This is a genomic window from Phocaeicola coprocola, assembly GCF_041333015.1.
Classification (GTDB): domain Bacteria; phylum Bacteroidota; class Bacteroidia; order Bacteroidales; family Bacteroidaceae; genus Phocaeicola; species Phocaeicola coprocola.
Genome location: NZ_JBGKGM010000001.1, coordinates 1,960,082 through 1,974,452 on the forward strand (window position 1 = coordinate 1,960,082; position 14,371 = coordinate 1,974,452).

17 protein-coding genes and 4 tRNA genes are annotated in these 14,371 nt (G+C 39.8%); 8 read left to right on the forward strand and 13 right to left on the reverse strand.

The window, feature by feature from the left end; all coding sequences use genetic code 11:
• Positions 1–126: 126 nt before the first annotated feature.
• Positions 127–912 carry a nucleoside triphosphate pyrophosphohydrolase gene (gene mazG / locus ACDG22_RS08055; RefSeq protein WP_270668779.1) on the reverse strand — a complete coding sequence of 262 codons (786 nt, stop codon included), beginning with the start codon at positions 910–912 and terminating at the stop codon, positions 127–129.
• 131 nt (positions 913–1,043) lie between these two features.
• On the opposite strand from mazG, the gene ACDG22_RS08060 reads away from it, so the two are divergent.
• Positions 1,044–1,181 (forward strand): winged helix-turn-helix domain-containing protein, encoded by a 138-nt coding sequence (locus ACDG22_RS08060; RefSeq protein WP_007569028.1) that lies wholly within the window; start codon positions 1,044–1,046, stop codon positions 1,179–1,181.
• Positions 1,182–1,393: 212 nt separating this feature from the next.
• Complete coding sequence (locus ACDG22_RS08065; RefSeq protein ID WP_370858838.1) at positions 1,394–2,614, forward strand: IS256 family transposase; 1,221 nt, start codon at positions 1,394–1,396, stop codon at positions 2,612–2,614.
• A 53-nt stretch (positions 2,615–2,667) separates the two neighbouring features.
• On the opposite strand, the gene ACDG22_RS08070 is transcribed toward ACDG22_RS08065, so the two are convergent.
• The 6 genes from ACDG22_RS08070 to ACDG22_RS08095 all read right to left on the reverse strand — a co-directional run bounded on the left by ACDG22_RS08070 (position 2,668) and on the right by ACDG22_RS08095 (position 8,088).
• Complete coding sequence (locus tag ACDG22_RS08070) at positions 2,668–3,096, reverse strand: hypothetical protein (protein ID WP_007569024.1); 429 nt, start codon at positions 3,094–3,096, stop codon at positions 2,668–2,670.
• Positions 3,097–3,114: 18 nt separating this feature from the next.
• The gene (locus ACDG22_RS08075) at positions 3,115–3,489 is read right to left on the reverse strand and encodes a hypothetical protein (protein WP_270668777.1); all 375 of its coding nucleotides are present in this window, start codon (positions 3,487–3,489) and stop codon (positions 3,115–3,117) included.
• 49 nt (positions 3,490–3,538) lie between these two features.
• Positions 3,539–4,090 (reverse strand): RNA polymerase sigma factor, encoded by a 552-nt coding sequence (locus tag ACDG22_RS08080; RefSeq protein WP_270668776.1) that lies wholly within the window; start codon positions 4,088–4,090, stop codon positions 3,539–3,541.
• Positions 4,091–4,173: 83 nt separating this feature from the next.
• A complete protein-coding gene (locus ACDG22_RS08085) occupies positions 4,174–5,088 on the reverse strand; it encodes a ribonuclease Z (protein ID WP_270668775.1) in 915 nt (304 codons plus the stop codon).
• Between the two features lie 157 nt (positions 5,089–5,245).
• On the reverse strand, positions 5,246–7,030 hold the full coding sequence (gene rpsA / locus ACDG22_RS08090) for a 30S ribosomal protein S1 (RefSeq protein ID WP_007569796.1): 1,785 nt from the start codon (positions 7,028–7,030) through the stop codon (positions 5,246–5,248).
• Between the two features lie 353 nt (positions 7,031–7,383).
• A complete protein-coding gene (locus ACDG22_RS08095; protein ID WP_007569794.1) occupies positions 7,384–8,088 on the reverse strand; it encodes an SIMPL domain-containing protein in 705 nt (234 codons plus the stop codon).
• Between the two features lie 140 nt (positions 8,089–8,228).
• Between ACDG22_RS08095 and ACDG22_RS08100 the strand changes: the two genes are divergently transcribed.
• From ACDG22_RS08100 to ACDG22_RS08115, 4 genes are read left to right on the forward strand one after another with little or no spacing between them, the layout of a single operon-like run.
• Complete coding sequence (locus ACDG22_RS08100; RefSeq protein WP_007565224.1) at positions 8,229–8,615, forward strand: ISAon1 family transposase N-terminal region protein; 387 nt, start codon at positions 8,229–8,231, stop codon at positions 8,613–8,615.
• Positions 8,581–9,585: an ISAon1 family transposase gene (locus tag ACDG22_RS08105; RefSeq protein ID WP_370858839.1), complete on the forward strand. Its 1,005-nt coding sequence runs from the start codon at positions 8,581–8,583 to the stop codon at positions 9,583–9,585. The genes ACDG22_RS08100 and ACDG22_RS08105 overlap by 35 nt, the downstream gene beginning before the upstream one ends.
• A 45-nt stretch (positions 9,586–9,630) precedes the next feature.
• Entirely contained in the window at positions 9,631–10,017 is a 387-nt protein-coding gene (locus ACDG22_RS08110) for an ISAon1 family transposase N-terminal region protein (RefSeq protein ID WP_007565224.1), read from the forward strand.
• Positions 9,983–10,975: an ISAon1 family transposase gene (locus ACDG22_RS08115; RefSeq protein WP_155162804.1), complete on the forward strand. Its 993-nt coding sequence runs from the start codon at positions 9,983–9,985 to the stop codon at positions 10,973–10,975. Before ACDG22_RS08110 ends, ACDG22_RS08115 begins: the two co-directional genes overlap by 35 nt.
• A 92-nt stretch (positions 10,976–11,067) precedes the next feature.
• Here the strand turns inward: ACDG22_RS08115 and ACDG22_RS08120 are convergent.
• The 6 genes from ACDG22_RS08120 to ACDG22_RS08145 form a co-directional block, all read right to left on the reverse strand.
• Positions 11,068–11,140 (reverse strand) — tRNA-Gly (locus ACDG22_RS08120).
• An 8-nt stretch (positions 11,141–11,148) separates the two neighbouring features.
• A tRNA-Tyr gene (locus ACDG22_RS08125) sits at positions 11,149–11,231 on the reverse strand.
• A gap of 25 nt (positions 11,232–11,256) precedes the next feature.
• Positions 11,257–11,329, reverse strand: a tRNA-Gly gene (locus ACDG22_RS08130).
• A gap of 8 nt (positions 11,330–11,337) precedes the next feature.
• Positions 11,338–11,420, reverse strand: a tRNA-Tyr gene (locus ACDG22_RS08135).
• 51 nt (positions 11,421–11,471) lie between these two features.
• Positions 11,472–11,966, reverse strand: coding sequence for a 6,7-dimethyl-8-ribityllumazine synthase (ribH, locus tag ACDG22_RS08140; RefSeq protein ID WP_007570522.1), 495 nt, complete (start codon positions 11,964–11,966; stop codon positions 11,472–11,474).
• Between the two features lie 154 nt (positions 11,967–12,120).
• Positions 12,121–12,798: a tetratricopeptide repeat protein gene (locus tag ACDG22_RS08145; RefSeq protein ID WP_007570524.1), complete on the reverse strand. Its 678-nt coding sequence runs from the start codon at positions 12,796–12,798 to the stop codon at positions 12,121–12,123.
• 163 nt (positions 12,799–12,961) lie between these two features.
• Here ACDG22_RS08145 and recF point away from each other — a divergent pair, with 163 nt between their 5' ends.
• The gene (gene recF, locus ACDG22_RS08150) at positions 12,962–14,083 is read left to right on the forward strand and encodes a DNA replication/repair protein RecF (protein ID WP_007570526.1); all 1,122 of its coding nucleotides are present in this window, start codon (positions 12,962–12,964) and stop codon (positions 14,081–14,083) included.
• The gene (locus tag ACDG22_RS08155; RefSeq protein WP_007570528.1) at positions 14,080–14,370 is read left to right on the forward strand and encodes a DciA family protein; all 291 of its coding nucleotides are present in this window, start codon (positions 14,080–14,082) and stop codon (positions 14,368–14,370) included. The genes recF and ACDG22_RS08155 overlap by 4 nt, the downstream gene beginning before the upstream one ends.
• The last annotated feature ends 1 nt before the right edge of the window (position 14,371 follow it).

Here is a 14,371-nt window from a genome sequence, read left to right on the forward strand (position 1 = left end):
GTTACAATATCCTATGGAAGACTCCATCAGAATTTTTATTGATATCGTACACTTACACAATAAAAGACCGGATGATGTACCCAACGAATACATATCCGGTCTTTTTATTATACAATGTACAGAATATTACAAACCTTTTTTCTTTGCTTCGTTCCACACTGCATCCATTTCCTCCAACGTCATGTCAGTGAGATTCCGCCCTTGTTTGATGGTATGCTCCTCCAAATAGTTGAAACGCCGGATAAATTTCTGATTGGTATGTTCCAGTGCATTATCGGGGTTAATCTTATATAGGCGTGCAGCATTAATCAAGCTAAACATGACATCTCCAAACTCAGCCTCAGCTTTTTCCTTATCCATGGTTGCCACTTCCGATTCAAATTCATCGATTTCCTCTTTCACTTTCTCCCATACCTGTTCGCGATCTTCCCAGTCGAATCCCACATTACGAGCTTTATCCTGTATGCGATATGCCTTTATAAGAGAAGGTAGAGCATCCGGAACACCGCTTAAAACAGATTTATTACCATCTTTCTCCTTCATCTTTATCTGTTCCCAATTCTCAGAAACCTGCTCAGCCGTATCAGCTTTCACTTCACCAAAAACATGAGGGTGACGGAAAATAAGCTTCTCACACAATTTATCACATACATCTTTTATATCAAAAGCGCCAGTTTCGCTTCCTATCTTCGCATAAAAAACAACATGCAACAGTACATCTCCTAATTCCTTACAGATATTCTTCTGGTCATTTTTTACTAAAGCATCACACAGCTCATAAACTTCCTCAATGGTATTTGGACGTAAGCTTTCATTTGTCTGTTTTCTATCCCAAGGACATTTTACCCTCAGCTCATCGAGTACATCGAGCAATCGCCCGAAAGCCTCCATTTGTTCTTTTCTTGTATACATATACAGTTTTCTTTTTTTGAAAGACAAAATTACAAAGAAATTGGATTTTCTCACAAAAAATACTACATTTGTGAGAATTGATAACTAATTATCAAACAAACTTTGTAATAACCAATCAAAATTTAATAATTATGAACGCGCAAAGTATTGGAGAATCAGCAAAGGCAATATGGCATCTGTTACATGGAGATAACAGAAAATGGGAATACCAAGAGCTTAAAAAAGCAACCGGTCTTCGCGACAGAGAACTAAATGCAGCTATCGGCTGACTGGCATGTGAAGGAAAAATCCAGCTCGACGAAAGTATGCAAGGACAAAATACTGCATTGTATATCGAACTGAGTTACTATATCGGATAAAAATAAAAATGCGTTGCATTTTCCATAAGGCACTATAAAATATTTTGTGTAAATGGAAAATACGGGATTCAAGTTTGAGTCTCGTATTTTTTATTTTATAGATTTGCAAAATGAAGAAGATTATGAAAGAAAAGAATCAAGTAGTGCCTGATGAGGTGTTAAGCAAGGAGTTCCTTAGCCAGTTCAAGACAGAAGCGGATGTGAGCAAGTTTCTGAAACAGTTGCATGCCCAGGTGCTGGAGAAGATGCTTGAAGGCGAAATGGACGCCCATTTGGGCTATGAAAAGAATTCTGTGACAGGGAACAATACCGGCAACTCCCGGAATGGCAGTTATCCGAAGAAAATCCAGACCGAACATGGAGAGTCTGTCATTTCTATTCCACGTGACCGTAACGGCCAGTTTGAGCCGATAGCAGTGCCCAAACATGAAAGTCGTGGACTTTCTATAGAAAAGTTCGTTATCTCCCTATACGCCAAAGGAATGAGCGTTTCTGACATAGAGGAAGAGATGCGTGAGATTTATGAAATAGAGCTCTCTACATCGGCCATTTCCATCATTACCAACAAAGTCAATCAGGCTGCCCAGGAATGGCAGAACCGTCCTCTTGATCCTGTTTACCTGATAGTCTGGATGGACGGTATTGTCTTCAAGGTACGGGATAACGGTAAGATCATAAACAAGACTGTTTACCTTTGCGTCGGACTGAAACAGAACGGCCTGAAGGAAGTTCTTGGCATGTGGGTTGGCAAATCGGAAAGCTCTTCTTTCTGGATGGGCGTCCTGACCGACTTAAAAGCCCGTGGAGTGCAGGATATACTGATTACCTGTACCGACAATCTGAATGGATTTACGGATACTATCCGCAGTATATTCCCTCAGTCATCCACTCAAATCTGTGTGGTACATCAGATCAGAAACTCCTGTAAATATGTCGTTTATAAAGATAAGAAAGAGTTTACAGCGGATATGAAGAATATCTATAATGCACCCAACAAAGAGGTTGCAGCCACAGAACTTGACAATCTGGAAAAGAAATGGGGAGGAAAGTATCCTTATGCTATACTTTCATGGAGAAACAACTGGGATGATTTGACTGTTTTCTTCCAGTTTCCGCTGGAAATCAGGAAAATAATCTACACAACTAATCTCATTGAGAATCTAAACGGAAAAATCAGAAAGTACACCAAATCAAAGCTTTCATTCCCTTCGGATGATGCTGTAAAAAAGACCGTTTATCTTTCGCTTATGGAGATTGAAAAGAAATGGACAATGCCTATTTCAAACTGGGGCTTGATTATGAATCAATTTATGCTTATGTTTGAAAACAGAATTCAGATATAAGAACAAACTTACAACTGAATCCTGTTTCCATTTACACAAAATTTTGGACAGTGTCATTTTTTCTTTTTAGGTTTCAGGAGCTCTCGGTGAAATTTCATTTCAGCTCGCTGTATTTCAAAAATTTTCTTGGCAGAAAGAATTTTTTTGTATTTACGGACATATTCTAAGTCAAGCTTGTCAATTTGGATACGTGTTTCTATAACATCTTCTATCAACTGACCGTATTCACTTTCACTTACATTTTCTTCTTTAACTTTTCTTATCTTTTTCCAGGCTTCTTTGTTTAAGGCAGTTTTTCTATCCTGTAGCTCAAAATAAAGCGGGAAAAACTGTTTGGCCTCTTTGGTTGTAAGGTTTGCCTTTTCGGTAATGAATTTTTCTTGTATATTACGGAACTCTTCTTTACTCAGTTTAGCCTTCTGCGCATACACACTACTGCAGAAGCCTATGAAAAGAGCCAAAATATAAAATAGTTTTTTCATGTCTGGTTTAATTTTTCTTTAGTTGTAAATATTGTTGTCAACTTCGGTTAAGTATTGATATAATTCGTAGTCATCCATCATTGTCTGATTGACGATCGGATCGAGGTATTCGTCTGGTATTTCTGTGTAATTTCCAATTTCCATATCTGTGCTTTGTGATGAAGGTTGTTCGCCTACGAAAGCGCGTACAGTGAACATCAGACCTACAAACATGGCAGCCATGTAAACCCATGGCTTGATGCGATCCCACATTCTGATTTCTGGTTCAGGCATAACTTCTTTTTCAGGAAGTTGCTCCATCAGTTTCTCGCTAAAATCCTGGAAATATCCTTCTGGAACAGTGAAAGGATTCTTCTTTCCATATTTCTTCAGTAAATCTTTATCTTCCTTCATAGTATGTTACCCTCCTTTATTATATTAGATAGCTGTTTGCTCATAAGGATTAATCGTTTTGGTTTAAAAATTCTTCTATTTTTTTTACGGCATGATGATAAGAAGCTTTAAGGGCTCCCACACTTGTTCCCAGAATTTCGGATATCTCTTCATATTTCATTTCCTGGAAATATTTCAGGTTGAACACCATGCGTTGTTTTTCTGGAAGCGTTTGAATTGCTTTTTCAAATAGAAGCTGTGTATGGTCACCATCAAAATAGGGATCACTTTCCAGCTTGTTTAAGGCCATCGCTTCTTCATCATCAATCGAAAGTTGATTCTGTGCGCGTTGCTTGTTGAGAAAGTTCAGGCTTTCGTTTAGGGCAATACGGTACAGCCAGGTAGAAAGTTTAGCTTCTCCCCGGAAATAATTTAAGTTGCTCCACGCTTTGATGAAGGTATTTTGTAATAAATCATTTGCATCATCATGGGAGAGAACCATTCGCCTGATTTGCCAGTACAGTTGCTCACTGTATGCTTTTACTACTTCTCCGAAAGCAGCACGTTGAGTTTCCGGATATTGCAGTCGATTGATTACATCTTCCTCGTTGTATGTATTCATATTGTTCGATTCTTTATTTCAGTTGTTTGGATTGTTGTCTAGGCAATAGGGTTTAAGTTGGTTGGATTTTATTAACATTCTCATTAAAGAGTAATGTTCATGTTTTCTTGTGCCAGTATTGTTTCCGGAAAAATACTCTGTGCCTCTTGAAGTAGATGTGCCTCATCTTCATATCTTGCAGAGAAATGTCCTATAATCAACCGCTTGACTTGTGCATCGCGGGCAATCGTTGCGGCTTGTTCGGCTGTAGAGTGCATGGTTTGTTTGGCTCGGGCTGCCTCTGTTTTAGCGAAAGTCGCTTCGTGGAACAGTAAGTCTATACCTTTTATCTGTTCTGTAATGCGTGGAAGATATGCAGTATCGGAGCAGTAGGCATAAGAGCGTGGGGGATTGGAAGGAGTTGTGAGTCGTTCATTGGGAATAACCGTTCCTTCTTCTGTTACATAGTCTTCTCCGTTTTTTATTCGGTTTATCATACATACAGGAATATGATAGAAGTCTATCATATCACGTTTGATGTGGTTTTGAGTTGGTTTTTCACGGAAGATAAATCCACAAGTAGGCAGACGGTGGCGCAATGGAATTGTTTCTACCGTAACGGAACGGTCATCGTATATGATTGTTTGCTCGCTTGGGTTAAAGGTATGAAATATAACTTTATATGGCATGCCTTTACAGAAAAAGCCTATATGCGGTGTAAGCAGTTTTTCCAGCTCCGGATGACAATAAATGTGTAAGTCGGCTGTACGTTCCAGCATACCGAATGTAGAAATCAGTCCAATTAGTCCAAAACAATGATCTCCATGTAAGTGAGAGATAAATATATGGTTTAACCTGCTGAATTTTAATCGTGAGCGGCGTAGCTGGATTTGAGTACCTTCTCCGCAGTCGATCATAAATAGCTTTTCCCGGATGTTTATGACTTGTGAGGTTGCCATGTGCCGGGTTGTCGGTAGTGCCGATCCACATCCTAATATGTTTACTTCGAATTTTTCCATATAAACAAAGATAGGTATATTAATGGAGAACCGAAAATATGGGTAGAAAGATTTTAAATAAAATGAGGGAATACGATTGAGTTAATCAAGGCTTAAGGTATAAAAAAAGGGACTGTGCTTAGCACAATCCCTTTTCCTGATATCTAGAATTTAAGAATTATTTCTTACCTTCCAATTGTTCTTTCAAAGCAGCCAATGCATCGATGTCACCCAAAGTTGTAGAAGCAGCCTGGTTCTGAATCATAGGAGCTTCTTCTTTCTTAGATGATTTCTTTGTAGCTTTCTTTTCTGCTTTTTCTTCAGCTTTTGCTGCATCTTCGAAAATACGGCTGTGAGACAAGATGATTCTCTTAGCGTCTTTGTTGAATTCGATTACTTTGAATTCCAACTTTTCGTCCAACTGAGCCTGTGAACCATCTTCCTTAACCAAGTGTTTCGGAGTTGCGAAACCTTCAACACCGTAAGGCAATGCTACTACAGCACCTTTATCCAACATTTCGATGATAGTACCTTCGTGGATAGAACCTACAGTAAATACAGTTTCGAATACATCCCATGGATTTTCTTCCAACTGTTTGTGACCAAGGCTCAAACGACGGTTTTCTTTGTCGATTTCCAATACCTGAACTTCGATATCTGCACCAATCTGAGTAAATTCTGATGGGTGTTTGATTTTCTTAGTCCAAGACAGGTCTGAGATGTGAATCAAACCGTCTACACCTTCTTCGATTTCTACAAATACACCGAAGTTAGTGAAGTTACGTACTTTAGCAGTGTGCTTAGAACCTACAGGATACTTTTCTTCGATAGTTTCCCATGGATCAGCTTTCAGCTGTTTGATACCCAAAGACATCTTACGTTCTTCACGATCCAAAGTCAAGATTACAGCTTCGATTTCATCACCAACTTTCATGAAGTCCTGAGCTGAACGCAAGTGCTGTGACCAAGACATTTCAGAAACGTGGATCAAACCTTCTACGCCCGGAGCGATTTCGATGAATGCTCCGTAATCAGCCATAACGACAACTTTACCTTTAACGTGATCACCAACTTTCAAGTTTGGATCAAGGCTATCCCATGGATGCGGAGTCAATTGCTTCAAACCTAAAGCGATACGTTTCTTTTCATCATCGAAGTCAAGGATAACTACATTCAACTTCTGATCCAAAGAAACAACTTCGCGAGGATCGCTTACACGACCCCATGACAAGTCTGTGATGTGGATCAAACCGTCTACGCCGCCCAAGTCGATGAATACACCGTAAGATGTGATATTTTTAACAGTACCTTCAAGTACCTGACCTTTTTCAAGTTTACCGATGATTTCTTTCTTCTGCTGTTCCAGTTCAGCTTCGATAAGAGCTTTGTGAGAAACAACAACGTTTTTGAATTCCTGGTTGATTTTAACAACTTTGAATTCCATAGTCTTTCCTACGAATACATCGTAGTCACGGATAGGTTTAACATCAATCTGAGAACCCGGCAAGAATGCCTCGATACCGAATACGTCAACGATCATACCACCCTTAGTGCGGCACTTGATGTAACCCTTAATGATTTCTTCATTTTCAAGAGCTGCGTTAACACGATCCCAAGAACGAGTAGCACGAGCTTTCTTGTGTGACAGGATCAACTGTCCTTTTTTGTCTTCCTGGTTTTCGATGTATACTTCTACAGTATCACCAACTTTCAAATCAGGATTGTAACGGAATTCGCTCAACGGAATGATACCGTCTGATTTGTAGCCAATGTTAACTACAACTTCGCGTTTGTTCATTGCGATTACAGTACCATCTACAACCTCACGGTCGTTAACCTTGTTCAAGGTGCTGTCATAAGCTTTTTCAAGTTCTTCTTTGCTTACGTTGGTTACTGCATCACCGCTTTCATAAGCATCCCAGTTGAAATCTTCAATAGGAGCAATGTTTTTTAAGTTTTCCATTAAATTAATAAATTGTTTGTAAATAACTAATTGTGTTAGACTTTATATTGTTTATATAAATCGGCTGCAAAAGTACAATAAAATCCTGAATGATACAACATTTCATGATTTTTTTGATAGAAACTTTAAGAGATATTGGGAATTTCTGGTTAGGCTGTGTTAGGTTATGCTTCCAGTCTTACTTTATGTTTATAGTTGGATTCTTGTATAAGCAGGTTTGGATGTTTTGCTTCTTCTCGTGGAGGAAGATAGGAGAGAAGTGTTATGGGTTTATAAAAAAACTCGCGTGCAGGTGGATTGTTTTGCACGCGAGCTCTGCTTCTTATATATTCTTTTGATGTCTGATTAATCTGTTAATCTTCTAACGAATAATCAATAGTCGTAACTACACGCACTTTCTTAATATAAGGAGTATTGGCGTCACGATCTGTAATAGTGAACTGTCCTTGATTGGCGTGCCGTATTTTTCCTAGTTCGCTTTCCGAGTCTTTTGCAAATTTTTCCGCAGCCTGACGTGCGTTTTTGGTTGCTTCTTCTATCATTTGAGGTTTGATAGAATTAAGTCCCGTGTATTCATACTGCACATTGTACCGGTAGTCGCCTCCTGTTACTGCAATACCTCTTTTTAGCAATTCACCTTGTTCTGCTATAAGGCTTCTTACTAAATCCACTTTATTTGAAGTTACTGTAATGACAGTTGTAACGTTGTATCGGTAGGGACTATTGTCATTATTGCTGTATCGTTCAGCTTTTAGATCAATGATTTCAGGGGCATTAATGCTGATTTCTTTCTCGTCTATACCTTTTTCTATAAGAAACTGAGTAATGATTTTATTTGAGTTCTTTATATTGTCGTATAGAGCATTCAAGTCGTTGCCTAAGCTTTTGTACATAAGTGGCCATGTGACCTTATCAGCCGGTACTTCCATTTCTGCAAGTCCTTTGACATTTACGCTTCTGTCGCGTTCTGCGAACGATTTAAATCCTTTTTGGATGCAAATTCCCAGCAATAACAATCCGATTGCAAGGATTAATGATTCAATTCTAAAGTTCTTCATAATGGTTTAGTCTTTAATAGTTGGTTAGATAAATTTCTAAACCTAAGATAGTGATTAAAATCGAAAGGTGTGCTTTCGGGTCAGTAGAAATTTAGTGGGGATTATTTTTTATACTCGTAAAGTATTGCTTACTTCGCATTATGAAAAACGATTATTTGAATATGCTAGCCAGCCTCGTGTTGCCGGCTCAGATATTAGATTACTTTCTTATCTCTGGAGTTGAACAAACCTCTCAAGAGATTCATATTAGTCTGGATGAAAAGATGAATTCCAAGTTAAGCAATGACGAACATTTTGAATCCAAAGGTTTTATGGAAGCTGTTAATGTGACAGACTTTCCCATACGGGACCATAAGGTAATCCTCAAGATCAGACGTCGTCGTTGGACGGACTTGCGCACAGGTAAAAGTTTCAGTATTCCCATCGACCTCGATGTTGTAGCCAAGGGAACCAGATACTCCAAAGAATTTGGGGCTTTTTTAAAAGAAACGTATGGAGACATCCCCAGTGACCTGCCGTACGCTTGAGGAATTCTATCATATAGATGGTCATACATTTGAAAAACAGTACAAGGAGGTCCTCAGCGGATATCGTAATTGGGAACAGTTATCCCATGCCGGTGAATGGATGCTGTTTCCGGAAAATATGGGACCGTATCTGGCGATTGACGAGACCTCACTCTCCAACGGTGAACTTTACACCTTTGTAACCAACCGTGATGCCTGTACGAGAGAGTGCTCCCTGGTAGCTGTCGTGGCAGGAACTAAATCAGAGGATGTAATAGCTGTGCTGCAACGAATTGACGAGGAAAGCCGTTATGCCGTTAAAGAAGTGACACTTGACCTTTCAGACTCCATGCGCAAGATTGTACGGACTGCATTTCCTGAAGCCAGCCGTGTGATAGACCGTTTTCACATTCAGAGATTAGCTTGTGATGCTGTGCAAGAATTACGCATCAAACACCGTTGGGATGCCATACAGCAGGCCAATGAGGAAATGGAAGAAGCTAAGCGGAAGAACGAAGATTATGTCCCATACCGATATTCCAATGGCGATACCCGTAGGGAATTACTTATACGCTCCCGGTATCTGCTTTTCAAGTCAGCTGATAAATGGACAGAAAAACAGAAGCAAAGGGCAGCAATCCTATTTGAGGAATACCCTGACATCAAAAAGGCATACGGTTTGTGCCATTCCCTGCGGATGATTTTCTCTAAGAACACCATAAAGGACGCTGCACGTCTGGCTATGGCACGATGGTATAATAAAGTAGAAGAAGCAGGGATGCATTCTTTTAATGTCATTGCTGCTACTTTCTATGAGCACTATGATGAAATACTGAATTTCTACAACCATCGTTCTTCAAATGCGATGGTAGAATCGTTCAATGCAAAAATTAAACTGTTCAGAGCAAATCTAAGAGGCGTAGCTGATAAGAAGTTCTTTTTATTCCGCATTGCGAAGCTATATGCGTATCCCGGGTCAGTAGAAATTTAGTGGGGATTATTTTTTATACTCGTAAAGTATTGCTTACTTCGCATTATGAAAAACGATTATTTGAATATGCTAGCCAGCCTCGTGTTGCCGGCTCAGATATTAGATTACTTTCTTATCTCTGGAGTTGAACAAACCTCTCAAGAGATTCATATTAGTCTGGATGAAAAGATGAATTCCAAGTTAAGCAATGACGAACATTTTGAATCCAAAGGTTTTATGGAAGCTGTTAATGTGACAGACTTTCCCATACGGGACCATAAGGTAATCCTCAAGATCAGACGTCGTCGTTGGACGGACTTGCGCACAGGTAAAAGTTTCAGTATTCCCATCGACCTCGATGTTGTAGCCAAGGGAACCAGATACTCCAAAGAATTTGGGGCTTTTTTAAAAGAAACGTATGGAGACATCCCCAGTGACCTGCCGTACGCTTGAGGAATTCTATCATATAGATGGTCATACATTTGAAAAACAGTACAAGGAGGTTCTCAGCGGATATCGTAATTGGGAACAGTTATCCCATGCCGGTGAATGGATGCTGTTTCCGGAAAATATGGGACCGTATCTGGCGATTGACGAGACCTCACTCTCCAACGGTGAACTTTACACCTTTGTAACCAACCGTGATGCCTGTACGAGAGAGTGCTCCCTGGTAGCTGTCGTGGCAGGAACTAAATCAGAGGATGTAATAGCTGTGCTGCAACGAATTGACGAGGAAAGCCGTTATGCCGTTAAAGAAGTGACACTTGACCTTTCAGACTCCATGCGCAAGATTGTACGGACTGCATTTCCTGAAGCCAGCCGTGTGATAGACCGTTTTCACATTCAGAGATTAGCTTGTGATGCTGTGCAGGAATTACGCATCAAACACCGTTGGGATGCCATACAGCAGGCCAATGAGGAAATGGAAGAAGCTAAGCGGAAGAACGAAGATTATGTCCCATACCGATATTCCAATGGCGATACCCGTAGGGAATTACTTATACGCTCCCGGTATCTGCTTTTCAAGTCAGCTGATAAATGGACAGAAAAACAGAAGCAAAGGGCAGCAATCCTATTTGAGGAATACCCTGACATCAAAAAGGCATACGGTTTGTGCCATTCCCTGCGGATGATTTTCTCTAAGAACACCATAAAGGACGCTGCACGTCTGGCTATGGCACGATGGTATAATAAAGTAGAAGAAGCAGGGATGCATTCTTTTAATGTCATTGCTGCTACTTTCTATGAGCACTATGATGAAATACTGAATTTCTACAACCATCGTTCTTCAAATGCGATGGCAGAATCGTTCAATGCAAAAATTAAACTGTTCAGAGCAAATCTAAGAGGCGTAGCTGATAAGAAGTTCTTTTTATTCCGCATTGCGAAGCTATATGCGTATCCCCACTAAATTTCTACTGACCCGTGCTTTCCGTTTGGTTTTATTAAATATTGAAGGGTAAAATAAAAAAAAGACCATGAATCTCATGGTCTTTTCAGAAGAGCGGAAGACGGGACTCAAACCCGCGACCCTCAGCTTGGAAGGCTAATGCTCTATCGACTGAGCTACTTCCGCAATTTTAGTGGGCAAAGATGGATTCGAACCACCGAAGGCGTAAGCCAGCAGATTTACAGTCTGCCCCATTTGGCCACTCTGGTATTTGCCCAACAGATTAATAATATTTTCAGAAGAGCGGAAGACGGGACTCAAACCCGCGACCCTCAGCTTGGAAGGCTAATGCTCTATCGACTGAGCTACTTCCGCAATTTTAGTGGGCAAAGATGGATTCGAACCACCGAAGGCGTAAGCCAGCAGATTTACAGTCTGCCCCATTTGGCCACTCTGGTATTTGCCCTTTCGCAACTGATTGACTAGTGTTTTTCTCAATTGCGATGCAAAGGTACAACTATTTTTTTAATTTGCAAACAAAATCTATCATTTTTATTGCAGTAATTGCACATTCATCGCCTTTATTGCCTAATTTTCCTCCTGCTCGTTCTTCAGCCTGTTCCATGTTATTGGTCGTGATTAGGCCGTAAATCACTGGTATATCGGTAGTTGCATTCAGTTGTGTAATTCCTTGAGTTGCTCCGGCGCAAACATAGTCAAAATGTGGAGTATCTCCACGAACTACGCATCCTAAAGCTATTACTGCATCAACTTTTCCACTTTTTATCATTTGTGCTGAGCCGAAAGTTAATTCAAAACTTCCTGGAACTGTTTGTACAAGTATGTTTTCGTCTTTTGCACCATGCTTTTTCAATGTTTTTACCGCACCTTCCAATAATGCGCCAGTTATATTGCTGTTCCATTCTGAGACAACAATTCCAAAACGCATTTGAGAAGCGTCGGGTACAGAGGTGAAATCGTAATCTGATAAGTTGTGATATGCTGTTGCCATAATAATTATGTATAAATGATTAGATGAATATGAAATAAAAAATCATTCGGAGTAAAGTTTGAATCTCATGAGCATCCACGTTGATGTATCCGAGATTCTTCGCTTTGCTCCGAATGACAATACCTTATTATATATGTAATAAATATGCTAGTTATTATTTGATTGAAGCACGGTCAATGTATTTATCAATGTCCATTGCCTGGAATGAGTTTGCATATTTTGTTTTAATTTGCTTGTAAGCTTCAACAGCTTCTGCATTTTTACCTTGCTTTTCAAGTATCTGACCAGCCTGAAGCAAGTAGATTGGGCTTAAAGTAGTGCTGTTTGCTTTGTCTGCAGCTTTCAGCAATGTTGCAGCTGCTTTGTCAAGCTGTCCCATCTGAGCATAACAGTTACCCATTGTACCAATAATGGCAGGAGCAACCATATAATCATCTGCGCTGAATTTATCCAGATATTTTGCAGCTTCTTCATACTTTCCGAGCTGTGCATAGCAAATACCAGCATAAGCATTTGCCAAGTTTCCTGCTTCTGTACCGCTGAATTCATCTGCTATTTTCAGAAAACCTGCGTAACCCAAGCTGTCACCCTTCAGTGCAGTTTCATAATTGTCGTTGCCAAAATACTGTTCACCTTTGAAAAGTGCCTCAGAAGCTTTCAACTCTTTAGGTTCACCGATAAAATGTTTGTAAGCCAATGTGCCACATACGATAACAACAATAGCTACTACAATACCTACTAACAGGTTTTTGTACTTTAAAAGGAATGCTTCAGAAGTACTCAGTGCTTCATCTACATTCAATGGGTCATGAGTGTGTTTTTGTTCTGCCATTTTATTTAATTGTTTTTTATTATTTCTCTTCTATTATTTAGTAATTTATATTTCGGTCAGCAAAAGTAGTTTATTTATGTTTATAAATGAAATTTGCGGGCATGTTTTTTTATCAATCGTGCTTTTATTGCTAATTTTGTAGTCTGAATTTAGGTTTTGAACTATGTGGCTTAAACGCATCTCTATATTAAACTATAAAAATCTGGAGCAAGTAGAAGTTGCTTTTTCACGTAAAATGAATTGTATAATAGGCAAAAATGGGATGGGAAAAACCAATTTGCTGGATGCAGTTTATTATCTTTCGTTTTGTAAAAGTGCTACCAATGCCATTGATTCACAAAATATTTTGCATGATCGTGACTTTTTTGTTGTGCAGGGGTTTTATGAAACGGACGAGGGAGAGCCCGAAGAAGTATATTGTGGGCTGAAACGCCGTCAGAAAAAGCAATTCAAACGTAATAAAAAAGAGTATTCACGCCTGTCAGACCATATAGGGCTGATTCCTCTTGTCATGGTTTCACCGGCCGATTCGTGGTTGATTGCAGGTGGAAGTGAAGAGCGGCGCAGATTTATTGATGTCGTCATTTCGCAGTTTGACCGTGAATACTTAGAGGCTCTGATCCGTTATAACAAAGCCCTTCTTCAGAGAAATTCATTGCTTAAAGCAGATGTTGAACCGGAAGAAGAGCTGATGTTGGTGTGGGAGGAGATGATGGCTGCTTCCGGTGAAACGGTATATGCCAAGCGTAAAGCCTTTATTGATGAATTTATTCCCGTTTTCCAGTCGTATTATTCTTATATTTCCCAGGACAGGGAGCAAGTAAGCTTGTCCTATGAGTCGCATGCTGCCAAAGGAAATCTTCTTGAACAACTGAAGGAGGTTCGTCAGCGTGATCGTATTTTAGGATATTCTACCCGTGGTATCCATAAGGATGATTTGATAATGCAGCTGGGAGATTTCCCCATTAAGCGGGAAGGCTCTCAGGGGCAGAATAAAACGTATCTGATAGCGTTGAAGTTAGCTCAGTTTGAGTTCCTGAAGCGTACCGGAAGTCGTACCACTCCCATCGTATTGTTAGATGATATTTTTGATAAGTTGGATGCTTCTCGTGTTGAGCAAATTGTAAAATTGGTTGCTGGAGACAGTTTCGGACAAATATTTGTGACCGATACGAACAGAGATCATTTGGATAAAATCTTACGTAAGATCGAAGGAGATTATAAACTCTTTGAAGTTGATGGTGGAGTTGTATCTGAACGTTGCAATGAAGAGGAGGAAATATGAAGCGGAATAATACAGAACAGGTAGGAGAGGTGTTGCGGCGTCTTCTCAGACAGGAGGGACTTGAAACTCCTTTGAATGAATATCGGCTGGTTGATGCCTGGAAGGATGTCGTGGGGGAAGCTATTGCTCGTTATACGACTAATATATACATTAAGAATCAAGTACTTTTCGTACATTTGTCTTCATCCGTTCTCCGTCAGGAGCTGATGATGAGTCGTCAATTGTTGATTCGTAACCTGAATTCACAAGTAGGAGCACAGGTTATTGTAAATATCATCTTCCGTTGAT